The sequence below is a fragment of the Paradesulfitobacterium ferrireducens genome, from assembly GCF_017310645.1.
Classification (GTDB): domain Bacteria; phylum Bacillota; class Desulfitobacteriia; order Desulfitobacteriales; family Desulfitobacteriaceae; genus Paradesulfitobacterium; species Paradesulfitobacterium ferrireducens.
Genome location: NZ_JAFLRH010000002.1, coordinates 137,091 through 160,963, shown reverse-complemented (window position 1 = coordinate 160,963; position 23,873 = coordinate 137,091). Strand labels below are relative to the sequence as shown.

The 23,873-nt window shown below is 48.3% G+C and carries 18 protein-coding genes; all 18 read right to left on the bottom strand.

Annotated features, from left to right (window positions below):
- Positions 1–50: 50 nt before the first annotated feature.
- Positions 51–902, bottom strand: coding sequence for a 3-hydroxyacyl-CoA dehydrogenase family protein (locus tag J0X21_RS00860; RefSeq protein WP_206808791.1), 852 nt, complete (start codon positions 900–902; stop codon positions 51–53).
- Positions 903–965: 63 nt separating this feature from the next.
- Positions 966–2,162, bottom strand: coding sequence for a thiolase family protein (locus J0X21_RS00855; RefSeq protein ID WP_206808789.1), 1,197 nt, complete (start codon positions 2,160–2,162; stop codon positions 966–968).
- Positions 2,163–2,305: 143 nt separating this feature from the next.
- Entirely contained in the window at positions 2,306–3,844 is a 1,539-nt protein-coding gene (locus tag J0X21_RS00850) for a class I adenylate-forming enzyme family protein (RefSeq protein ID WP_206808787.1), read from the bottom strand.
- 185 nt (positions 3,845–4,029) lie between these two features.
- Complete coding sequence (locus tag J0X21_RS00845; RefSeq protein WP_407947618.1) at positions 4,030–5,388, bottom strand: sigma-54 interaction domain-containing protein; 1,359 nt, start codon at positions 5,386–5,388, stop codon at positions 4,030–4,032.
- Positions 5,389–5,669: 281 nt separating this feature from the next.
- Positions 5,670–6,242 carry a UbiX family flavin prenyltransferase gene (locus J0X21_RS00840; RefSeq protein WP_206808776.1) on the bottom strand — a complete coding sequence of 191 codons (573 nt, stop codon included), beginning with the start codon at positions 6,240–6,242 and terminating at the stop codon, positions 5,670–5,672.
- Positions 6,243–6,311: 69 nt separating this feature from the next.
- Positions 6,312–6,908 (bottom strand): TetR/AcrR family transcriptional regulator, encoded by a 597-nt coding sequence (locus J0X21_RS00835; protein WP_206808774.1) that lies wholly within the window; start codon positions 6,906–6,908, stop codon positions 6,312–6,314.
- A gap of 381 nt (positions 6,909–7,289) precedes the next feature.
- Positions 7,290–7,757 carry an acyl-CoA thioesterase gene (locus J0X21_RS00830; RefSeq protein WP_206808772.1) on the bottom strand — a complete coding sequence of 156 codons (468 nt, stop codon included), beginning with the start codon at positions 7,755–7,757 and terminating at the stop codon, positions 7,290–7,292.
- A gap of 623 nt (positions 7,758–8,380) precedes the next feature.
- A complete protein-coding gene (locus tag J0X21_RS00825; protein WP_206808770.1) occupies positions 8,381–10,063 on the bottom strand; it encodes an AMP-binding protein in 1,683 nt (560 codons plus the stop codon).
- A 76-nt stretch (positions 10,064–10,139) separates the two neighbouring features.
- Entirely contained in the window at positions 10,140–12,506 is a 2,367-nt protein-coding gene (locus J0X21_RS00820; RefSeq protein ID WP_206808768.1) for a hydantoinase B/oxoprolinase family protein, read from the bottom strand.
- 35 nt (positions 12,507–12,541) lie between these two features.
- On the bottom strand, positions 12,542–14,713 hold the full coding sequence (locus J0X21_RS00815; protein ID WP_206808757.1) for a hydantoinase/oxoprolinase family protein: 2,172 nt from the start codon (positions 14,711–14,713) through the stop codon (positions 12,542–12,544).
- 150 nt (positions 14,714–14,863) lie between these two features.
- Positions 14,864–15,661, bottom strand: coding sequence for an enoyl-CoA hydratase-related protein (locus tag J0X21_RS00810; RefSeq protein WP_206808755.1), 798 nt, complete (start codon positions 15,659–15,661; stop codon positions 14,864–14,866).
- Between the two features lie 164 nt (positions 15,662–15,825).
- Entirely contained in the window at positions 15,826–16,974 is a 1,149-nt protein-coding gene (locus tag J0X21_RS00805) for an acyl-CoA dehydrogenase family protein (protein WP_206808753.1), read from the bottom strand.
- Positions 16,975–17,536: 562 nt separating this feature from the next.
- Entirely contained in the window at positions 17,537–17,932 is a 396-nt protein-coding gene (locus J0X21_RS00800; protein WP_206808744.1) for a transposase, read from the bottom strand.
- The gene (locus J0X21_RS00795; protein ID WP_206808742.1) at positions 17,887–18,153 is read right to left on the bottom strand and encodes a hypothetical protein; all 267 of its coding nucleotides are present in this window, start codon (positions 18,151–18,153) and stop codon (positions 17,887–17,889) included. Before J0X21_RS00795 ends, J0X21_RS00800 begins: the two co-directional genes overlap by 46 nt.
- 208 nt (positions 18,154–18,361) lie before the next feature.
- On the bottom strand, positions 18,362–19,831 hold the full coding sequence (locus J0X21_RS00790) for a UbiD family decarboxylase (RefSeq protein WP_206808740.1): 1,470 nt from the start codon (positions 19,829–19,831) through the stop codon (positions 18,362–18,364).
- A gap of 338 nt (positions 19,832–20,169) precedes the next feature.
- Positions 20,170–22,491, bottom strand: coding sequence for a xanthine dehydrogenase family protein molybdopterin-binding subunit (locus J0X21_RS00785; RefSeq protein WP_206808739.1), 2,322 nt, complete (start codon positions 22,489–22,491; stop codon positions 20,170–20,172).
- On the bottom strand, positions 22,478–23,401 hold the full coding sequence (locus J0X21_RS00780; RefSeq protein WP_206808730.1) for an FAD binding domain-containing protein: 924 nt from the start codon (positions 23,399–23,401) through the stop codon (positions 22,478–22,480). Before J0X21_RS00780 ends, J0X21_RS00785 begins: the two co-directional genes overlap by 14 nt.
- On the bottom strand, positions 23,401–23,862 hold the full coding sequence (locus J0X21_RS00775) for a (2Fe-2S)-binding protein (protein WP_206808728.1): 462 nt from the start codon (positions 23,860–23,862) through the stop codon (positions 23,401–23,403). The genes J0X21_RS00780 and J0X21_RS00775 overlap by 1 nt, the downstream gene beginning before the upstream one ends.
- Positions 23,863–23,873 lie beyond the last annotated feature (11 nt).

The window sequence follows — 23,873 nt, the reverse complement described above, 5'->3', positions numbered from 1 at the left end:
AAGAACGACTCCTATTATTAGGAGTCGTTCTTGTACTGAATCAGTTCGATCTAATACTTATAGAATCCTTCCCCGTTTTTGCGTCCGAGCTTATTGGCCCTGACCATTTGCTTGATGATTTGGGGAGCCGCATATTGATTATCCCGGAATTCATCCGCAAAATATTCCATGACATAATAGTGAATATCGATGCCGGTGAAATCCATGAGTTCAAACGGACCCATCGGGTGATTCAACCCTAATTTCACAGCGGTGTCAATAGCTTCAATAGAAGCTACGCCCTCTTGCAGTAAACGGGCAGCCTCAACCATCTGCGGCACCATGAGGCGGTTGACTACAAATCCGGGGGAATCTTTCTTCACCTCGATCGGGGTTTTGCCGAAAGCCCGGGCCAAGTCCGTGGCGGCGGCAATGGTTTCATCCGAGCTTTGGACGCCCCGGATGATTTCCACCAAGCGCATAACTTGAGCGGGGTTGAAGAAGTGGATGCCGCAGACTTTGTCCGGACGCCCGGAAGCGGCGGCAATTTCCGTGATCGACATCGAGGAAGTATTGGTGCCGAAGATAACTTCCGGCCGGCACACCTTGTTCAGGGTCTGGAAGACTTCCTTCTTGAGATCCATTCTTTCAATTACAGCTTCAATAATAAAGTCTACCGAGGCCATGTCTTCAAGCACGGTGGTCTTTTTGATTCTGGTTAAGACCGCCTGGCGCTCCTCCTCGGTCATCTTCCCTTTTTCCACCGACTTAGCCATGACTTTGTCCATACTGGCAACGGACCGGTCCACAAAAGCCATGTCAATATCCCTTAGCACCACTTCATACCCTGCCATGGCGGCCACATGGGCAATACCGGTGCCCATAGCTCCCGCACCGACGACACCAATTGTTTTAATGCTCAACGCCAACATCCCCTTTCAATATTGAATGTCTTGAAGTCGTGTTTAATTCACCACCAAGATAGCTTAGCCTGAGACCTTAACCACCAGAGCCGCTCCGGTGTCTCCAGCCGCGCAGCCGGTAAACAGTCCGTACCCGCCTCCTCGCAATACCAGCTCTTCAATGAGTTCAATGATTCCCCGGCCGGCGGTGGGGCCTTGGGGATGGCCGTAGATCAGGGAACAGCCGTAATTATTCATGGTCATGACATCGATCCCCATCACATTGGCCAGGTAGAGATCATTGGCGGTGAACGGGTTGTGGGTCTTTATCGCTTTAACATCCTTGATCCCGATTCCCGCTTTGTCCAAGGCCATTTTAGCCGCAGGCACTACGGCCATGGCCATGTGCGCCTTTTCAGCACGGGCATAGCCGTAGGATAAGATCTGGATTTCCACATTTTTATCGGTACTGAGTTCGCGGGCTTTATCTTGGGTTGTGACAATAAAGCCGCAGTTGCCGTCCGCCGGGTAGGTTTGAGCGCCAAAGGAGTGAACACCGCCGGGAATTACCGGCTGTAATTTGGCCAGACCTTCAGCCGTGGTCGGGGTGACTCCTTCATCCGCTTCCAGCAAACCGGTTTTCTTCTTACTGATTTTATATTCAGCCGGGAACATGTAGCGTTTTTGGAAGGCCCGGTCATTGGCGAGGGCTTCCTGGTACTGTTCGTAGCGTCTGACGGTAACCCGGTCAACGTCTTCCTTCGTAATTCCGCCGGCTTTTTTGACTACATTTTCAGCCGTTTGGATCATGGCCACCCCGCCATAGGGGTCTTTTCCGAAATTGTCCATGAGCCAGCTTTCTGAAATCAACTCTCCGCCGGGGCCCATGGGATTAGGCCAGACAGTAAAAGGCCCATTGGAGCAGCGGTCGGTCATCAGGCAGAATGTCGTTTCATACATCCCGCTATCGATTCCCATAGCCGCTTGGCTCAGTACCGTGGTGGACGTAGAACAGGCCTGGGGAATATGCATGCCGGGGATATCAGGGGCTCCCATGAGGGCAGCCGCCCAGGGAGCGGCATAGAAAGTATGAAGCTGTCCGATTGTTTTGCCTAAAATAAGGTACTCAAAAGTTTTGGCATCAATTTCTCTCGATGCCAGCCAGCGTTTGGCCGTGGCCGCCGCCAACTCAATGGAATTCTCATTTTGGAGACTTCCTTGCCAGCGGGCAAAGGGCGAGCTGTAATACCCTCCGTATGGAATATAAGCTTTGGAATACATCTGAAAAACCTCCTCCTTATCTATTAAGAACACTCAATAATATTACATAATATAATACTTCTACAAATCCATGAGTAATTCCTCTCAATACTCCTAATATTTTTAATTTTCCCTTAAGGTATTTTATGGGATATGCAAGTATGTTATGCGGTCGGTCTGATTTCCGCTTCCAGCTCCCGTAAAGAGCGTTTCAGGATTTTTCCGCTCGCATTTTTCGGAAACTCATTTAAGAACTCGACCACTCGCGGTACTTTATAGGCCGCCATGCGCTCCTTGCAGTACGCTATAATATCCTCGGGGCTTACCTCACCTGCATTTGGTTTCAAGGTAATGTAAGCCTTGGGAATTTCCCCTTTGGCCGCATCCTGAATCCCCACAACGGCCGCCTCCAACACGGCCGGATGGGCGTAAAGCACCTCTTCAATTTCGCGCGGATAAATGTTATACCCGCCGCAAATCAGCATGTCCTTTTTGCGATCAACAATGTACAAATAGCCGTCCTCATCCTCGCGTCCCAAATCACCCGTATGGAACCATTCCCCGCTGAAGGCGGCCGCCGTGGCTTCCGGCATATCCCAGTACCCTTTGAACACTCCGGGCCCCTTGACCGTGATTTCTCCGATTTCCCCCACCGGCACCTCTTGGTTGTCCTCATCCACAATCTTTATTTCCCACATCTCCGCCGGGAGCCCGATGGAGCCCGCTTTGCCATGCCCCAGACGGCCGTAAGTACAGGTGGAGCTGGTCTCGGTCGAGCCGTAGCATTCGCAGTACCCGATTTGGAAAGCCCGCTCGATTTGCCCGATGTATTCCGCAGGCATTGCGGCCCCGGCCGCCTGGGCAAAGCGCCAGGAACTCAAGTCATATTTTTCCGGATCAGCTTTATAGGTTTGGAGCATATAAATGTACATGGTCGGGACTCCGGCAAAGTGTGTGACCTTGTACTTTGAAATCAACTCCAGCGCTTTATCCGGAAAGAAGCGCGGCATCGTAACAGTAGCAGCCCCTTTGAACATCGGCCCCAACACCGCTAAGACAAAAAAGATATGGCAAAAAGGTGTCCCCGTTAAAAAAATGTCCTGATCATTGATGTGCAGCGTGTAGCTTCCATTCAATTCCGCATTGCGGTAAAAGTTAGCATGCGTGAGCATCGCCCCTTTGGGCTGACCGGTGGTACCGGAGGTGTATAAAATGGTGACAACATCATCTTCGGCGCACTCCAAAGCCGTGAATTCTTCGCTTCCGCCGGCCAAAAGCCCGGTATAAGTCAGGGTATCCTCAAGTTCATATTCCCCAACTAAAATCACGTGCTCCAAAGTGGAAAGCTGCGACCGAATGGGCTCGACATTGAGCGCTGCTTCAGCGGCAGCCGCAACCAGCACCTTGGCCCGGGAATTGTTGATGATATAGGTGATTTCGCTGCTCTTAAACATGATGTTAAAAGGTACTGCTGTGGCCCCAAGCTTGGCAATCGCGAAATAAACGACCAGATACTCCGGTGAATTGGGCAAATACATGGCAACCCGGTCATTTTTGCCCACGCCCAGCCGAGACAGGGCATTGGCAAACTGATTGACTTTGAGATTGAATTCCCGCCACGACCAATGAACCGTTTCATTAATGACAGCTGGGTTTTTGGGAATACGCATCGCATTTTGTTCGATCATCCGAGCTAAATTCACTACCTAAACCTCCTCCGTATATTTACACCTCGAGTTAGTCCTCTAGTAATTGCAAAAAATATGCCATTCAGTCTTTTCTTTATATATCAAAGGTTCCAACTTTTTAGAAAACTATTAATGTGTCAAATTTGACCTTTTCTCTTGGTCTACCCATGATTCAAACGCCGCTTCGGAGAGAATTCACCTTAATCAGTTATGCGCGTCAGTTTTGACCTTTTCATTCTTCTTATTCTCCGGGTTAGGCTCGAAAGGCTGATTCCCAATTGCATGGCTGCTTCTTCCCTGCTCTTGGTGCGCGCCAGCGTTTGGGCGATGAATTTATCCTCGAATTCGGCCACGGCTTCCTTTAAGTTCTTCAGGGAATAGTCATAGGAAGGGTCCGGCAGGACAGGCGCCCGATACTTCGGGGGCAGGTGTTCCGCTGTAATCAGCGTATCCTGAACCATTACCATTAAGCGCTCTACTAAATTGGCCAGCTCCCTCACATTTCCCGGCCAAGCATACCTGCTTAATGCTTCAATCGCTTCCTGGCTGAACTTCAGATTCAAGTTGTATTTGTGATTAAAAAAGTCAACATAATAGTGGATCATAAAAGGGATGTCATCCCTGCGCTCCCGCAGCGGCGGGATCGTGACCGGAACCACATTCAGCCGGTAGTAGAGGTCTTCCCGGAATAACCCTTGCCTGACCATCTCATCCAAGTTCTTGTTGGTCGCCGCCAAAATGCGCACATCGATCTCTTTCGCCTTAACTCCACCCACCCGGATAATCTTCTGATCCTGCAGGACATTGAGAAGCTTCACCTGAAGCGCGACCGGCAAGTCCCCGATTTCATCCAGAAAGAGGGTTCCCTTATGGGCGAGTTCAAAATACCCGGCCTTTCCTTCCTTATTGGCGCCGGTAAAAGCGCCGGTTTCATAGCCGAACAGTTCTGACTCGAGCAAATTCTCAGGAATGGCCCCGCAGTTTATCTTTAAGAACGGCCCTGCTTCATTGCGCGGGCTGGCTTTGTGGATCATGCGGGCAATCAGGTCTTTACCCACTCCGGACTCCCCTAAGATCAAGACTGTGCTGTCCACTTGCGCAATGCGGTAGGCCATGTCAATCACCATGCGCATCGATTTGCTGTGGGCCACAAAATCCTGGGGATTGGATTTCTTCAGCTGATTCAGCTCGGCTAAATATTTTGAGGCCAAGGTCTGGGTCTGCACATATTTTTGCCTTAGATTATTAAGATCGGTAATATCGCGGACATTGCAGTAGACCCGGTGGACTTTTCCCTCGCGGTCATAGGCCGGCACCCCGGTGCTCAGGATCACTTTGCCGTTGCGCGCGTTCACAATTACCGTTTCTTCCTTACCCGATTCGATGACCTTAAGCGTCGCACTGGCATCGGCCAGACCGTCCTCAAGAAAATACCGGGTCGTCTTGCCGATGGAATCCGGATATTTAAGCCCCATCACCCGCTCAATGGAGGGGTTAATATGTAGGATCGTGCTATTTCCGTCAGCAATCAGCATTCCGTCATAGGAATTCTGAAACAGGCCTAAATAATCCCGGTTCAGTTCCTCAAGCTCTTTAATCCGCTGCTCAAGCTGTGCAATCACTTCCTGATCCCCAGCCGTTTGAACCGCTATGTCCTCAGGTGCCATGATTATTCGACCCCTTTTGTAATATTCCTAAGATTCTCTCAAATATAGCATGCACTATATGGGGAAATTTTGCAACCTGTTTTTGGCTTTTGAGTCAGGTTTGAGCGGCAAAATAAAAGCACCAACCCCTTTTGAGATTGGTATTAGCCGGGTACTTCTTGATGTGATCAATCTCAGTAACAAAAGCTGTCCCCCCACCGGCGAGTCAAGGAGTTATCAATCCCTAACAAATCTAGTATCCTGGATGTGTGATGTTTAATGATATCCTCCAAACTGACCGGGTGGTTATAGAAAGCCGGCATGGGTGGCACCATCACGGCACCGGCGCGCGTGAGTTTCAACATATTCTCCAAGTGAATCTCGTTTAGGGGAGTCTCCCGGGGAGCCATGATTAAACGACGCCGCTCTTTGAGCATAACATCGGCAGCCCGGCCAATTAGGTTGTCAGCATAGCCGTGAGCAATGCCCGAGAGAGTTTTCATGCTGCAGGGAGCAATGACCATCCCATCGGCACCGAAGGAACCGCTAGCTATGGGTGCCGCTTGGTTGCGGTAGTCGTGGCAGAATGTTGCCATTCGTTTCACCTGCTGTGGGCTATATTCAGTTTCCAAAACGATCGTTTTTTCTGCCCACGGGCTTATTACGAGATGAGTCTCGCAATCACCTGCGGCCCGCAGTGCTTCCAGAATTTGCACCCCATAGATGGCTCCCGTGGCACCGGTAATTCCCACAATGATGCGTTTCATATCCATCGTTCCCCTTTTGGGTTTTATTGTACATTGTAAAGATAGCTCTCGGACTTGTCAGCCAGCACGTCAATTTTTTAGCATCCGGTACGTCACATCAGCAAAAAGCTCGGCGATCTCAGCGGCTGAAACATTCCCGTCTGGCCTGTACCACTGCGTAATCCAGTTGCACATGCCCAAGACGGCAAAGGTAATTACTTTTACATTGGTCTGGCGGAATATTCCCTTATCTACTCCCTGTTGAATAATATCACGGAAAATCCATTCCACCTCATCGCGATCCTTGATGTACTGCTGATAATGCTCTGGCAGGAGGGAGTTCCTCTCTTGGAGAAAAACCGAAACATATTCCTGATAGGCGGCCAGAAAGTCGGCATTGGTCTTTACCGCCTGCACCAACTTTTCTCCCGGTTCCAGGTCAGACTCCTTAATCTGCTTTAAAACTGGCAAAACGTTGCGGATACCCCTGGTCGTTATCTCAAAGAGGAGTTCCTCTTTGCTCCCGATATAATAGTACAAGCCTCCTTTGGGCAACCCCACCTCTTTGGCGATGTCCCCAATGGACGTGCCGTGAAAACCTTTACGGTGAAAGAGTTTGGCCGCCGCTTGAATGATGTCCTCCCGCCGGTTCGAAAAACTATCACGTCTGGTTGTGTCTTTTTCCATACCCTATCCCTTCTCAATTGTCTTTATCAAATAACTTCATAAATGACTTCATTTTAAACCATTAAGCAATCGGCGGCAACTACCCACACCCCATAAGACATCTCACAAACAGCATTTGACTTGTTCCTCAGCACAGCTGACTACCCCGGAATCGCAGGGTATACCGGAGAACTGCAAAAGCTCCAGCGCGTATTATCAGATTACCTCTTGCCGGTCATTGTCAGCAATGAAAGCGCCCCCACTGGCAGGGGTGGGAACATAATGGCTCCAGCCCTGGTGGGCTTCAACATATTCTCCAAGTGAATCTCACAGTCACCTTCGGCTGAAGTACTTCTAAGATTTGTACCCCGTAGATTGACCCCGTGGCTCCGGTAATTCCTATTATAATGCCTCGAGTCCGTACTCCGTAAGTGTATCGCCTTCAAACTGTCGAAAGAGTTCACGATATTGGTCTGGAATACGGCGTGCTCTGTACGTGTGTGAGTCAACCATAACATGGAGCGAGTTAGCAGTGACAAGGATATTTCCACTTTCTTGTTCTTGTAGAACATACTCAAAACAGAAACTGGAATTTCGAATCCAGCTAAGTTTTGTATTAATTAAAATGACTTCATCTAAATGTGCAGGTTTTTTATAATAACAATGGATTTCAACGTTTACAAAATCATATCCTTTTTCTATCATATTTTTCGACGTGATACCAATATTACGGAAATACTCCATTCTACCCCCCTCAAGAAAGTCGATATATCTTGCGTGATACACGATTCCTTGAACATCAACGTGTTGATACCTAACCCTTTGCTTAAATGCGAACTTATAGCCTTCAACATTCCGCGTTTCACCCATTATAGACCCCCCGATATTGTCTACTCCACTCGTATTATTTTACCGAGGACTATGTTCTTGTCCAATTTGCACAATGTATTGGCACAAATTGCAGTATGCAATTTGAATCGCCAGGAATACCGTTTGTCCGTGTGGATCGCCCAACAATGTGGCCGGTATGCACGCAATCGACCTGCCCTGGGGGGATGTGCAGCCATGAGATGTCCTAACCCTAATCTCTGTCTGAATACCAAACAAAAGAAAATATACAAAAAATTAGCCCCCCACCATTGAATAGCCCGCCTCAGCAAACTCACTGGCATGGAGGAGGCGACGTAAAAAATCATGCGCAAGCTGGTATTATAAGCATTAAGATTGGACAGGTTCAGAATGTCTGCTATCGTTGTTGGAATAACCTGCAGAATGATTATTTATTCCTTCTGTGCCAGCTACATGGTTTCATGGGGTTTAAACCGTCAGTAATGACTAATATGCAGCCGCGTTATAAATGCGCGTGGCAAATAGTGCGACCCCCTGTATGGTAAACCGACTGAGCATATCAGCGTACCAAATTTTTTGCCCATAATTTTATGTCATTGACTTCCATAATTCATAGACAGGATGTTAGCGAACCCCTACCTTTTCTAACCGGTATAGCCAAGTTTTTCACAAGCCATTTCCCTCAGTTTGAATTTTTGCACCTTTCCTTGAGGATTTAACGGAAATTCGTTTACAAAAAACACGTACCTCGGCACTTTGATATTAGCAACTTTATCTTTACAATAAGTGGTAATTTCTTCCTCGGAACAATTTTGACCCGTCTTAAGTTTGATAAACGCAGCACCAACTTCCCCCAAACGCGGTTCTGGCACCCCCACAACTGCCACATTGGCAACTTTGGGATGTTTTAATAAAAAATTTTCAACCTCGGCGGGAGAAACGTTAAACCCACCCACTGTAAACATTTCCTTTAACCGACCAGTTAAATAAATATAACCTTCCGCGTCCATCTTACCTAGATCGCCACTATGCAGCCAACCGTCCCTGATTACTTCCCGGGTCAGTTCAGGCCGCTTATAATAACCCTTCATGTGCTGGCTGCCGGGGAAAACCTCCCGCGTGCATATTTCGCCCTCTACTCCCGGCGGCAATTCTTTCCCTGTATTTTGGTTCAAAATCCCCACCATACAATGAGGCATCGCCAGGCCAACGGTTTTCTCCACGTGCTCCGGGGTATCTCCATATGGTACCCAGGTACTTAGCCCAGAAGCTTCCGATAAACCATAAATATTCATTAAGTATAACCCCAACTTTTCTTTAATCATCCTGATCAGGTTCTGCGGAACAGGTGCTCCCGAACAGGTAATGCGCTGTAAAGATTTTAAATTATATTTATCGTAATCGGGGTGATTTAATATATCCAGTAAAATTGTAGGCACAAAAATAGCGTGAGTGATCCCCTCCGCTTCAATGGTAGCAAGTACATCTACGGGATCATAAACTGGTGCGTCGGTTATAAGGGTGCACCCCGCCAGTAAAGAAAGGGTATGATTCCATAAGCCAATATTACCAAAGAAAGGCATTACATTCAGGTACTTGCTTTTGCCGGTAAGGTGATAAAGTTCCTTAGAAACAGCACAATATGCCACATTGCAGCTGCTTGGCGTTTCCACTCCTTTGGGAAAGCCGGTCGTACCAGAGGTATAAATAATATGAATGGTGTCCGCCGGGTAATGCTTAATTTCTATTTTTTCATTTGAAATCTTAGACCCCAATTGAAGAACCTCATCATATGAATAAGTTCCCGGATATTTCTCCCCTTTATTGCTGAGACAAACAACTGTTGTTAAAACGGGGAATTCCCCGGCATCTACTTTACCTGTAGCGCTGCATTTAATTTCGGGTATTAACTGATTGAGCATATTCAAAGATTCAATTCTGTCGAAAAATTGATCCTCAAGCAAAAGATATTGGGTATCGCTTTGTTTTAAAACAAATTGCAATTCTTCCAGGCGGTATCGGGTGTGTAACGGTATCATAATAGCACCCAATTTATAAATAGCCAGCCGGGCAAAACACCACTCCGGTCGGTTAGTCATCCAAAGCGCCACATGATCGCCCTTTCTTACACCAATAGCATAAAGACCTCTGGCAAGTTCATCTACTTTGTTGGCATACTCTCTATACGTAAAACTTATCCTAGTCCCATTCATCCTAAATACCAGCGCTTCCCGGTCGGGAAATGCCTGAGCAACTTCAGCTAAAATTTCCGGCCACGTTTTGGTTTTACTCAGTTCTTCCCAGGCCGAAGATATTTCCAGTTTCAAAGGGGAAAACCTCCTTTTGCGTAGTACTTTCTCCGGCTGGCAGCAAGCTACCAGCCGGAGAAAAACAAAAAATAACTTAGCTTTCAAAATTGATAGAATAGTTTGAAATAAAAGGTGTGCCCGGAGGTGTTGCCTCGACTTCAATCTGAGTCCCGCAACCAGGGCAATAGAATTCCCGTAAAATACACCAATCTTTGTCAGGGGCCATCCGGTCGCCCGATTCGTCCCCCGGATATACTTCTTGCGGATCTCGCTCGTAAACTAACGTAAATAATTTAAAGTTATCCTTAACCCCACCATAAATAAAACCACATTTTCCGCAGTAAGTTACCAATTTTCCATCAACTGTCTTTCCAACATTTACATAAGGAGTAAGTTCAAATAGCTTTTCTACATCACCAACTCTACCAATGGGTTCCCAATTTAGCGCACTGATTTTTTCTTCATGCTCAAGCTCCTGCTTAAATGCCGTTGAAAATTCCGTTAACTCGTCCAAATAGCTTTGTGCCACCTCCGAAATTTGCCGCTCTTTCCTTTTCTGAACTAAACTGCGGAGTAACGTAATTGCAGGCACCCCCTGACGCAGCCGCTCCCGCTTTTTTGCCTCCCGTAAAGCCTTTGTTTCCTCTTGATTTATTTCCAGCGTTTGCGGATTAAGTGCTACACAATATACTTTTTGGGATATTTCCAGAGTAGCCACGCCATTCTTTATGTCATCCACAATTGATTGCGGATTTCTCTCCAGCGGATCCCCTAGACCTCCGCCACCTATGCTGGAATACATGATGATATCGCCAGGCCTGGATAATCGAGATGGTATACTTGGCGGCCCGGGAACATATTCACCCTTAACTTTTTTTCTCAGTTCTTTAAAAGTATAAGGTAATTGTTTGGTGTTCATCAACTCAAAAAAGTTGCTATTATTTATCCTGTCGGAATAAACAGATCCACCTGGGTATCCCCCGAAAATTCCCTGATTGATGGGAATCTTCCCACCTGTTCCGATCACATAAGTTTCAATCCTTTCAGAACCATGTACAATATCTATGGCTGAAATTCCACACCCACCACGAAAAGCTCCATATCCCCCGGAATCAGGCCGCTGATAGGCGGACCAGTGCAATACAGGCATCAGTACTTCCTCGCCTTCAGTATCTGCCGAATATGACCAAGGGTTAAACAACTGGAACGAGCTATCAATCCCATCTCTTCCATGACGACCTCCACTCCCCGAGGCAGGCCAGACCTGGGACAAAATATTACCGCAGGGCCGCCCATACTGATCAATGCCACCCCAAATCCCGCAACAGACAACAGCACCGCTAGCCATAACCTCTTCTTTCTGCCCTGAAGCAAAGTACGCTCGCCCAATTGCTTCCGTAAGGGCATTGGTAAAAGCCTGGGCGATCCCTACTGTTGCATACCCCACACTCTGCTTTTCATCAGCATTTAGCCGTGACTTTTCAGGGACTTCAATATGAACAATATCTGATATTCCAGAGTTCCACCGCAAATCATAAGCCATTTCCACTAAAAGGGTATAAAAAACACTTGCCTCGACAGCCGGTAAGTAGGAATTATTAAACCCTCTTACCTGCGGTGATACTACAGGTACTTTGACATGTAGTTCCCCCTCCTTGGTGACTCCCAATTCCACCTGGATGATGGCCAGTTTATCACCTAGCACACCCACTGTATCATTATAAATCCGCGCCTTATATACGCCTGGCTTCAGCATCTTTACCTTGGCCCGCAGTTGTTCGGCCGCATCATGGACCAGTTGCTTGCAAGCCGTTATAAAAAACTCTGGGCCAACTTCCTCAATTAGTTCCAAGATTCTCTGGCGCACCCTTTCATTGGCGGCAATGCGGGCCCGGATGTCTAGTTCCATTGCCCGGGGGTCACGCACAGATCTCAATATCATATTAAAAACATCTTGCTTCATTCTTCCTCTTTCAATTAACTTGAGCGCAGGTAAATGGATCCCGTCATGCACGGCCTCCAAAGCGCTGGGACACATTCCGCCAGGCTCGATACCTCCCGTTTCGGTAGTATGGGAAATTGATGCAGTATATCCAATTAACTCCCCATTATAAAAGATGGGTGCAACGTTTGCCATATCAGGAGCATGCATGCCCCCGATATAGGCATCATTATTTATAAATTGATCCCCGTCGTAAATACCGATGTCTTCAGCCTCGTAATTATTTGCACGCATATACCTTATCACACGGGTAACGTTAAGTATATGCATTAGGATACCACAGGCAATATGCACCGCTTCACCGGTGGGCAGGTAAAAAGCTTGTGCTACTTCTCCGCCTTCTCTGGCGATAGTGGACCCCGAAAGATAACGCAATACTTCCTTTCCTTCATTTAATATATGGGACAATCGATTATAGAAAATTTCATATTTAACTGGATCAAGCTTCTGCATAGGCATTAGATCATCATCCTTTCTTTAACATAATTCTTAAACTAACTTAAACTTGACATATTCAGGTTATGAAATTCATCTACCACAATTTTTCTCCCCGGTGTAAGGACTACTGTTGCTTCCTCGGCCTCAATAATTGCCGGGCCCAAAATTTCGTTTCCATTTCCTAATTTATTCCATTCATAAACTGATGTTACCAGCCAATTATCAAAGTAGACCTCTCTTTGCCCTTTTAGCGCGCCAGATGGATCTTTTCCGGCAAAATCGTACTTGGCAATTTGTACTTTGGGTGTTTTACCAACGGCTTCCACCGCCACATTGACTATTTCTATGCCACCGCGGGGTACCATCGCCTGTCGGGTATAAACCTTCATGTATTCCTGCTCGAACCTGTCCAGGATTAATTTAAAATCGGCATCGGTATTGATGGTTGCTACTGGGACATCCAGCCTAATTTCCCAAAGCTGGCCACCATAACGAGCCAGTATTTCATAATGGGTTTCAAACGATGCATATCCCTCTCGTACCATATCATCCTCAGCATACTGTTTTATTTTGCTAACTATGGAGTTGTACCTATCCAAAGCCCAAGTAGGAATGGCAGCAAGGGTAATCTTATCCAAGTCAAATTGTAAAGTTGTAGGGTTAAAGGGAAGGTCTTGCACAAATAAGAAGGGGGAACCTTCGTACCTGTGCCGGATATCTGCAGTGGATGCCCCAAAAGCAGAGAAAACCGGCGCGCTCCGTGGAATTATTATGCGGGCGAAAGGCATATTGTTCGTGTATCCTGCACAATGAGCCGGGCCCGCTCCGCCAAAGGAAAGCAAAGTATAGCTCGTGGGATCAATCCCTCTGGCCGCCAGAGCAGCGTTCAAGGCTCCCGCCATTGCCGAATCGATAATTTTACATATACCACTGGCAGCTTTATAAACGTCTAAATTTAACGGTTTGGCAATTTTTTCCTCAATAGCTTCTAAGGCCTTTTTTCGATTTAATTTTAGCTTACCACCCAGAAAATAATCGGCATCAATCCTGTTTAATACAACATCTGCATCAGTAACGGTGGGCTCTAACCCTCCCTGGTCATAACATACCGGACCGGGTACTGCACCGGCACTTTGGGGACCAACGTGCAGGGTACGGGTAATTTTATCAACAAAAGCAATGGTTCCTCCTCCTGCGCCTGCTGTAATTATCTCCAACATCGGATTGGAAATTTGAAAACGTCCCACGATTGGTTCCCGTAAATATTCCGACCCTCTTTCAGTGGATATGGTTATATCAAAACTTGTACCGCCCATATCCGTTCCAATTCCTTTTCTTATACCATACATACCCTTATAAAACTCCACTCCGGCAAGCCCGCCCACCGGGCCGGAATGTAAGGTTGTAGCAGGTTTGACTACCTCGGACCTGGCAACGCCCCCCGCAGCCTGTAACACCAGCAAGGGACTTTTATATCCGTGTTCCTCCAATGAGTGATGGATATTATCCAGTAACTTCTTGAGAGCCTGGCCAATATACAAATCGATTTCCGTAGACATAAACCTGGGATATTCCCTGATAATAGGTTCAACCTCGGAAGAAATAGCAACCGCCAACCCGGGGTACATTTCATTTATTATTTCCTTAGCTCTTTGCTCATGTGCATTATTTAAAAAGGACCAAATAAACCCCACTGCAATACCCTTGACTTTCTCCTCCTCCACAAGTTCCGTTATTACAGACCGCAGTTCTTCTTCGTCAAGGCTGGTTATAACTTTCCCCATACAATCCACTCTTTCAGCAACCCCCCTGATCCTTGTTCGGGGGATAATAGGGTTTGGTTTATCAGCCTTCACCATGTGCATCCCGTCAATTGAATTTAACCCCGCTGCCCGGAGCCTCATAATGATCGTCCTGTCCTCATGCCCCTTGGTGGTAATTAAACCCAACTTCGGTCCCCCGGCTCCGCTCACGATGATGTTGGTGCCTTGAGTTGTACCGTAACCAATTGCCTTGGTGTTAGGGATTACTTCTTCTAGAGAGAGGCCTTCCTTCACCAGGGTGGCTGAAATGCTATTCAAGAATCCTTTTTCCAGGTCTTCAGGAGTGGTGGCCGACTTGCCACTGATAAAGTGTCCGTCGGATCTCACCACTACGCAATCGGTAAAAGTACCTCCTGTGTCAACGTAAATATAATATTCTTTTTTAGATTCTTCCTGCTCAATCATAAACACTTTACCTCCTTTTTAATTTCCATTGTTAATAATAGTTTGAATAATTTGAATTATATGCCTATACTGCACCCACCATCCTTTACTATAAACTAATTACTGCCTCCCGAGGACTCCTTACCACATTGCAGTCTCGTTGACCTGGTCTCATTTCCTAAATCTTTTCCACTCGGGCTCTCGCTTTTCCCAAAAGGCTTTTTTCCATTCATTGGCCTCGTCTGTTTCCCAATATAGCCGTACGCCTGCCATAGCCATGGCCTCAGTACCGAAAATCGCATCACTATCAGCGTTAAAGGCAATCTTCAGGAATTTTAAAGCAGTGGGGCTAAGATTAAGTATTTCCCTGCACCAGCTTGCCACCTCCTCATCAAATTTCTCCTGAGGTACCACTTTATTCACCATGCCCATATCCAGAGCTTCCTGTGCGGTATACTGCCTACACAAAAACCATATTTCCCTGGCTTTCTTCTCGCCCACGATTCTAGCAAGGTAGGCTGCTCCGTAACCTGCGTCGAAACTGCCTACCCTTGGGCCAGCTTGCCCAAACTTGGCCGTTTCCGCGGCAATGGTTAAGTCACAAAGTATTTGTAGAATATTGCCTCCACCTATACAATAACCATTTACTGCAGCAATCACTGGCTTTTCGGTCCCTCGAATGGCCTGATGCACTCTTGTATGCCAATAGTCCATCTCCCTTGGGTATCCGCTGCCCCCCGCCGACTCCTTAGCATCGCCACCCACGCAAAATGCCTTCTCTCCCGCGCCTCTTAGAACTACGACCCCTATAGTTCCGTCCAGGCTAGCGTCTTCAAAGGCGCTAGCCAGCTCTTTCAATGTAGCCGTGCGGAAAGCGTTCAGGACATCAGGACGGTTAATGATGATCCTTGCGACCCCCTCTTTCTTTTCGTACAAAATATCCTCAAAATTCACTTCGTTTCCTCCCATCCATGTATTCTGCCGCCAGACGCCCCTGCCCATTTTCCGTTAACAAGATCCCGCAAACGCTTTACTTAACAGTCGATGCCATACTATCTCCGCGGTGTGCTCATTGTTCGTCTCCAAACTCATAGCGATCTGAGATGAGCAGCCTGCAAAACTACAATATTTTTTTATATTTCAAGTACTCCGCGCGCAATTAATGTTTTCTGAATGTTGGAAGTGCCTTCGACAATTTGCAGGGATTTAGCATCCCTTAAATATCTCGCCACGGGATATTCTTCGGAATAACCGTAAGCACCCAATATCTTCATCGCCTCGTTTGCCGCTTCAACCGCTGCTTCAGCCGCGAAATACTTAGCCATAGCAACAGCGTGGGTATGACGTTGTTTCGGAAACTTATCTTTGGCCCAAGCGGCTTTATAAACTAATAAACGGGCAGCTTCTTCGTTGACCGCCATTAGGGCGATTTGTTCTTGAATCATTTGGAAGCTGGAAATAGGCTGATTAAAAGCCATACGTTGGCGGGCATATTCAGTGGCTGTTTTCAAGCATGCTGCCGCAATTCCAACTCCACGGGCTGCCGCTCCAAGTCTGGTACCTTCCAATTGAGCCATGCAGATTTTGAATCCCTCCCCTTCTTGCCCCAAGAGATTTTCTTTAGGAACCCGACACTCCTCAAAAGTCACCTCCCCGGTTGGGATGGAGCGCAAACCGAATTTGCTCGTAATAGTTCGAGTGGTAAAACCCGGAGTGTCCTTTTCAACAATGAAACAAGACATACCCCTGTGGTGTAAAGACAAATCCGTATAGACATATACCAAAGCAAAATCGGCGATTGGTGCGTAGGTAATCCACATCTTCGAGCCATTGAGGACGTAGTAATTGCCATCTCTCTTTGCTGTACTTTTCATTCCGGCGACATCCGATCCCGTGTTAGGTTCAGTGATGGCAAAAGAACAGATTTTCTCACCCCTAACTAATGGTGGAATATATTTTCTCTTTTGTTCCTCATTGCCCCAACGAAGCAACGCATAGGGTGGACCTAAGGATTGAGTGTTAAAAAGTGTTGACATGCTGGCGCTCACCTTACTGATTTCTTCAACTATTGCAACACACGCCAAATAACCTGCTTCGTTGCCTCCATATTCCTCAGGAATAATACTACCAAAAAGACCAAGCTTCCCCATCTTTTCTACGAGTTCATACCGAAAATAGTGATTGTTATCATCATCCATTACGGTTGAAGCAATTTCTTTCTCTGCAAAGCTTTGAGCAACATTTCGAATGGCCTCAACCTCTTCCGGTAGCTCAAAATTCATTTCCTTCCCCCCTCTCATAAAGAAATTCCGTATTTATCCCAATTGCTGCGTACTTTCTGCATGGTCTCCTCATCGGGGTAGGCTAGGGGCGCAACTTTTTCGCCCTAGCATTATCTGTTCTTCGATTCTCTAGCGGTTTAGTTGCATCTATTAACAATCTAACGCCTTGATTTACTGCGGGAAATCTCCGATCATTCGGATGTACCATTGGATCGAACATTCCCAGCCAACCGTGGTACTGGATAATGTCTTTTCGAGGATTTACCCGGTAAGCAATTGCCCAGAATACTTTACTTAACTCATGATTGCACTGAAGAAAGTCTAGAAAACAATAGTCCTTTTCTCCATTGAATCTTTTTCTAACAGATCATTACCATCTTATGGATGTTATCTTTCTTGTCTCGTTAAAATAGCGACTACAAAGACGTCATTTTGAGCAGGCCTCCTCATCTATTACCAGTTATTTCATCTAAATAGCTACAGCTACCCCATGTCGTCTCTGTAAGACTTTTTACGTTTCTGACGGGTATCCCCCTGGATGAAATGTACGATCTGGTGGAAGTTATGAGCGATCGTTTTTAAGCCCATAACCAGGCTGTTTGCGAACTAAACCGCGAACTTTAAGTTTCCCTGTTCCCCGCGCCCGTTTAAGAACAGAGTTTGTTCCTTCAACTGCGGCCCGTTTACTGCCGCTTTCCCTGCGCTCCTCTTCATTTTGAATAGTTAAACGAGTATTTTTGGCGATGAGGCTCTTCTGGCTGACACGCAAGACAGTATCCTTCTTTTGAAACTTGACAGGGCATTGCTCCTTCAGGAGACATTGACTGCAGATTTTCAGATCAAAATGTGCACTAAAGATTTCACTCTTTGGATTAAAATCACTTCGTACAGGTTCCTGTCCCTCCGGACAATCTAAGATTTTTTCGAAGTTTTGAATGCTGAAGGAGTTGTAAGGCAATTTATGTGAAGTGACGCTGCGACGGTCATGTCGGTGTAATGAACTTTAACACCAAGGTCTTCTGCTTGCTTAACGACGTCGCTACTATAAAAGCCTCCGTCAAGATAAACATCCTTCACCTGGGTCGTTGCTTTAAGTTCAGGTAGATCCTTTTGGATCATCTCGACATCACTTGTGCTGTTGCTGTGGCACCCGGTAATCCCCACGATGATCCGTTTCATATCCACGTTCCCCTCTTCTTTCTGTCACACGCTATAAAGCCCGGTTACGCTTTGTGTACCACAACTAAGTATTAATAAAGAAATGTAAGATTTGAGAAGGGTATCAAGATGGGTGGCTAAATGAGACGGAACGACACCCTGAACCGAGAGTGTTAAACCTGTTCTGCTTGTAGGCAGGTTCTTTGGCCCAGTAACCCTAGGAAGCTTCTTACTTGTTAATGAGTATTCCGTAGCTATCCCATTTTTCCCTAACCTTAGCCATAGTTTCCTCATCGGAATAGGCCAGCGGAGCAAACTTCTCACCCCACCATTTATCAGATCTGGGGTTTTCAATGGGCTTTGTGGCATCGATGAGCATCCTAACCCCTTGATTGACAGCAGCAAACTTCCTGTCGTCAGGATGCACAATCGGGTCCAGCATGCCGATCCAGCCCGGGTACTGGATGATATCACGCGGCGGGTGAACCCGGTAGGCAATGGCCCAGAACACCTTGCGCAGGTCGTAGATGTCCACGTCGGGATCGCAGACGATGATGTTCTTGCCAATCATCAGGGAAAGGTGGGAACTCCAAACATTCGCCCCGACCTGGTGCACCTGCCCATAGTAACTGTTGTCAATCTGCACGATCAGGTTGGCCCAGGCCGTGCTGGGGTCACAGTTTACCCCAGTCACTCCAGTCATACGTTCATCCAAAATATCCCACACCGCAGCGCTGTGGTTCACTGAGCTTAAAAAATGATCCTCATTGATCGGCATCCCTTCCATTGTGCCCTGAAAAACGGGGTTGTTCCGGTAGGTGATGCACTTCACTTCAAAGATCGGTCGCTTGAACGCCTCAGAGGTGTAATAGCCGGTATACTCCCCGAAAGGCCCTTCTTCCCGGAACTTGGCAAAGTCGATAGGAACCTCGCCTTCGATGACGATCTCCGCCGAAGCCGGTACATAAAGGTCATTAGTTTCACATTTAACCAGTTCCACCGGAGTCTGCCGCAGCGCCCCCATGATCTCATACTCGTCCACACCACGGCCTATCGGTGCGCAGGCCGTAGCCGGCAACACCGGATCCCAGCCGATGACCACCGCCACAGGCATGTTCTGCCCGCGTTTCTTCCACTTGCGCCAATGCTCCCAAATGTGCTGCCCCGTAGGTATGGCCAGCCCCGTGGTATAGCGGTCCTGCACCATCATCCGGTACATGCCCACGTTGGTCCAGCCGGTATCAGGATCCTTCGTCACCACCCCGTGGAAAGTGCCGATGTAGCGCCCTCCATCCAGCTTATGCCAGTAAGGGGCAGGAAACTGCAGTAAATCGACGTCTTTCCCCTTAACTATGTTTTCCTTTACCGGCCCGTCCTTAACAACCACCGGCTTCAGCGGCTTTCTGCTCCTCTCCCTCCAGATCTTGATCAGTTCCGGATAGGGGGTCTCTTTGGGTACTCCCAGCATCAGAGCAATCCTCCGGTAGCTGGACATTGAGGCCGTAAAGAGCCGGGTACAAGAGGTATCTTTATGGTCTTTAATATTTTCAAAAAGTAAGGCAGGGCCATTCCCCCGGTCAAACACCTCCTGTAATATGCCGCCGATTTCCAGGTTCCAGTCGACTTCGGTTTTTACCTTAGCTAATTCCCCCTCTTGTTCTAATGTGTCAAGCCATTGCCGCAAATCCCGATCAGCCATTCACTCATACTCCTTTCCTTTTCTTTAAGTTGCTAAGATTAGTGAGCGTCCGTTCTAAAAATAGTATACTTCAGTTGAACGGTCAACTCAACTATAATTTCAGATAATTTTGACTGTTTTGCATATATTATCTCAAATTCTCATGCTATTTTTTCCAATTGCTTAACTATACTGCTTTTTTGGGATTCTTTAATAAACTCGTTTTGCTAAAGTAAAACATAGAAGCTTCAGGCGGAGACTCTACTCCACTCATTCGTTCAGAATTGATGATCAAAAGAATAATTTTCACTGAATGAGCGAATAAACTTTAAGCCTGGCTTCAACGCCAGGCTTAAAGTTTATTCGTTTAATGCCGCCAAAATTCTTTCCGGTGTCAACGGCAGCGTTGTTAGGTTCGTACCCAACGCATGATTTACCGCATTCACGACGGCCGGGGCAGTCGGGCAGGTGGCGATTTCCCCGATGCTCTTAGCCCCGAAGGGGCCAAGATCCCCTCCTTTTTCGATCAGCAATACCTCGACCGACGGCATGTCCGGGGCATTTATCAGGTGATACCTGGCAAAACTGTCTCCTTTGGCTTTACCGCTTTTGGGATCAATCTGCAGGTCTTCGCTTAACGCGAGTCCAATTCCCATTTGCACTCCGCCATAGATTTGTCCTTTAACAAACCCGGGATTGATCGCTTTGCCCACATCATGCACCGCCAGCAAATCTATCACCCGCACCAGTCCCGTAAGGGTATCCACTTCCACTTCCACAAAGTTAGCTCCATAGGAACCAGGGTTGTCCGCGGCCTGGTAGGTTTCAGTAGCGATGATCTCCGTCCGGTTTTTCTGTTGAATAAGCCTGACCATTTCTCCGTAAGTCATCTTTTCCTCCGGCTTGTGCTTCGACCAGACTATCTCAGAGCGCATCACTACATCTTCCGGCTCACAGCCGAGAATCTTGGAAGCTTCCCTCCGAAAGATTTCTTTGACCTTGCGCGCGGCTTTTAGCGCCCCAGCCCCGCAGATGTGCGTAACACGGCTGGCCTGAGAGCCGACATCATAGGGACTGGTTTCCGTATCCCCTTCCGGAGCCTCGATCCGGTCCGGGTTGATGTCAAGTACCTCCGCGATAATCTGCTTCATGGTGGTGACTGTGCCGCATCCCAATTCATGAATCCCGGAGTTGAGGATCATGCTGCCGTCCTCCAGCATGCGCAAAGTCATAGTGGTAAAATCCTGGAACGCTCCAAAATAGCCGTTGCTATGGGTGGCGCAAGCCATCCCCACCCCGCGGCGAAAGCGTCCGTTTGTGCTCCGACCTGCCTCAGCTTGGGTCCGGCGCTCATGCCAACGGAAAAGCTTAGCCCCCTCTTCGACACAGTCGATAATGCGGGCATTGCCCAAAGACGGACCTCCGCTTAAATCTTCATCATAGGGGTGTACCAAATTCCTTAACCTGAATTCCACCGGGTCAAGGCCCAAACGATTAGCGACATGGTCCAGATTAATCTCTGTTATTGCATGGATTTGAGGAGAACCATAGCCGCGGGCGGCCCCTGCCACTGGGGTGTTGGTATGCACCGCCTGCACCCGGTAAACTTGATTTTCAATGCGGTAGAGGCGGAAAAGCTTTTTCCCCATCGCCATGCTGACAATTGCTCCGTTCGAAGTGTAAGCTCCCGTATCGACGATTGTTTTCACTTCGCGGGCCAGTATTTTTCCGTTCTGATCCACGGCTGTGCGCACATACCCGATCGTCCGGGTCCGTGTGCGGGTTGAAATGATGCTTTCCTGGCGATTATACTCAATTTTTACCGGTTTCCCGGTTGCCTGGGCAAAAAATGCTGCCAGGGGCTCAATCGTCACTTCCTGTTTGCCGCCGAATGAGCCTCCCATAGGGGTTTTAAGAATGCGCACCTTGTTATAGGGCAGCCCTAAAACTTCAGCGACCACCAAGCGCACCGAATAAAGGATTTGGCAAGGGGTATAGACCGTAATTTTGCCGCTATGATCAGGGACGGCAATACACACGTGTGTTTCCATCGCCGCGTGGTGAATCTTGGGCGTTTCCACCCTGTCTTCCACGATGAGCTCCGCTTGCTTAAAAGTCTCACTCGGATTGCCACAACCGAACTCTTTTTCAAAAAACGGAGAACCTCCCGGGTGAATTTCGACCGCATTTTCGGTCAGGGCTTCCTCCGGGTCGAAAAGCGCAGGCAATTCTTCATATTCTACCTTGATCAAGCCCAAAGCTTTGGCAGCAATTTTTTTATCCGTCGCCACCACCGCCGCCACCCTGTCCCCGACAAACCTGACCGTATCGTGAAAGAGACGTTCATCAGCGCGCGCTTCCTGTCCGGCAAACCATACCTGGCTGTTATAAAGGGTTTGAGGGGTGTTTTCATGGGAAAAAACTGCTGCAACCCCCGGCAGGGCTAAGGCCGCGGAAGCATCGATCTTTTTAATGCGGGCATGCGCCAAAGGGCTAAACAAAATCTTGGCCTGAAGCATGCCTGGAAAGTTCATGTCCCCGGTATATTGGATTTTACCGGTGGCTTTAGCGACGGCATCATGCAGAGGAAGGTTGCGCCCGACATATTTGAGCGTTTGCTCCGCTGCCGCTGCTTGGCGCTCCGGTGTTGCCAGCTGTTTTACTCCTTTATCTTCCGCCATTACCGCCACCCCCTTGGCCCAGTCCTTGCTCCGGGAAGAGCTCAGCCACGACATCAAACGCTAAGGCTTGCACCGCCTGCCTTTTATAGGCTTGCGAATGCCTGCCCGGGATCGCTTGATCCACGGTCTTGGTCAAAAACTCAGCCAAGGTCCCAGCTATTTCCCCAGCGATTTTCCCGGCCGATTCTGCCTTGACCGCTTTTCCTTCCCATTCCTTTTCGAATTCATACAAACGGAGCGGAGCCTTTCCAATCGCTCCCACCGCCAGCCGCATCTTCCGTATCACTCCGTGTTCCAGCTCCATTACCGCCGCCAGATTGAGACGGGCGATGCTTACCTGGGTTCGGCTTCCGATTTTAGTGAAAGTGCTGCGCCTTTCGATGCCTTGTTCGGCAAGGGGGATTAGAATTTCCGTAACCAACTCGCGCGCCTTGAGCGTTTTTTCTTTAGCGGCCAACATCTCGGCCACAGTCAGCGTTCGCGCCCCCTCGGAACCCTCGATTGTCACCTCTGCCTCAAGGGCCGCCAGAGCCGGGAGACTGTCCCCCGCCGGGGAAGCTGAGGCAATATTGCCGCCGAGGGTTGCGCGGTTGCGGATCTGGGCTGAGCCCATCTGCTCACCGGCGTGCGCCAGGCAGCGGGCATGTTTCCGGACAAGCGGATCCGTACTTAACCTGGTGAAAGTAACCCCGCTTCGCAGCTTAAGCATTCCGTTTTCAAGGGTGGGCAGGCTTTGCAGTTCCGGAACCTGGGACAGGTCAATCAGCCAATCCGCCTTCTTTTGTCCGGACCGAAGCTCCAGAATCAGGTCTGTGCCTCCGTTTACAAACAGAACCTCCCCTTGCAGGCGGGATGCTTCAGTGATGGCATCTGCCAGATTCTGAGGGCAGGCAATTTGAAATTCCGGCATCATACCGCCCCCTCCGCCGCGTCCTTAACCGCATTGATAATATTGACATACCCGGTGCAGCGGCACAGGTTTCCCGCAAGCGCCGTCCGGATTTCTGTTTCCGAAGGGTGGGGGTTGCGCAGGAAGAGCGCTTTGGCCGACATCAGCATTCCGGGGGTGCAGTACCCGCACTGAATCGCCCCGTTATCAATGAAAGCCTGCTGCAGCCTGTCCAGTTCCCCGTTCTCCGCCAGTCCTTCCACGGTTAAGATCTCTTTTCCCCGGGCTTGGGCTGCCAGCACCAGGCAGGAATTCACCGCCAGGCCGTCCATAATAACGGTGCAGGCCCCGCATTCCCCTTCCCCGCAGCCTTCCTTGGCCCCGGTCAGGCCCAATTCCTCCCGGAGCACGTCCAACAACCGGGACTCAGGATCTACATCCAGCTCATACGTTTTGCCATTTACCTTGAATTCAAGCTTCACTGCCGCACCCC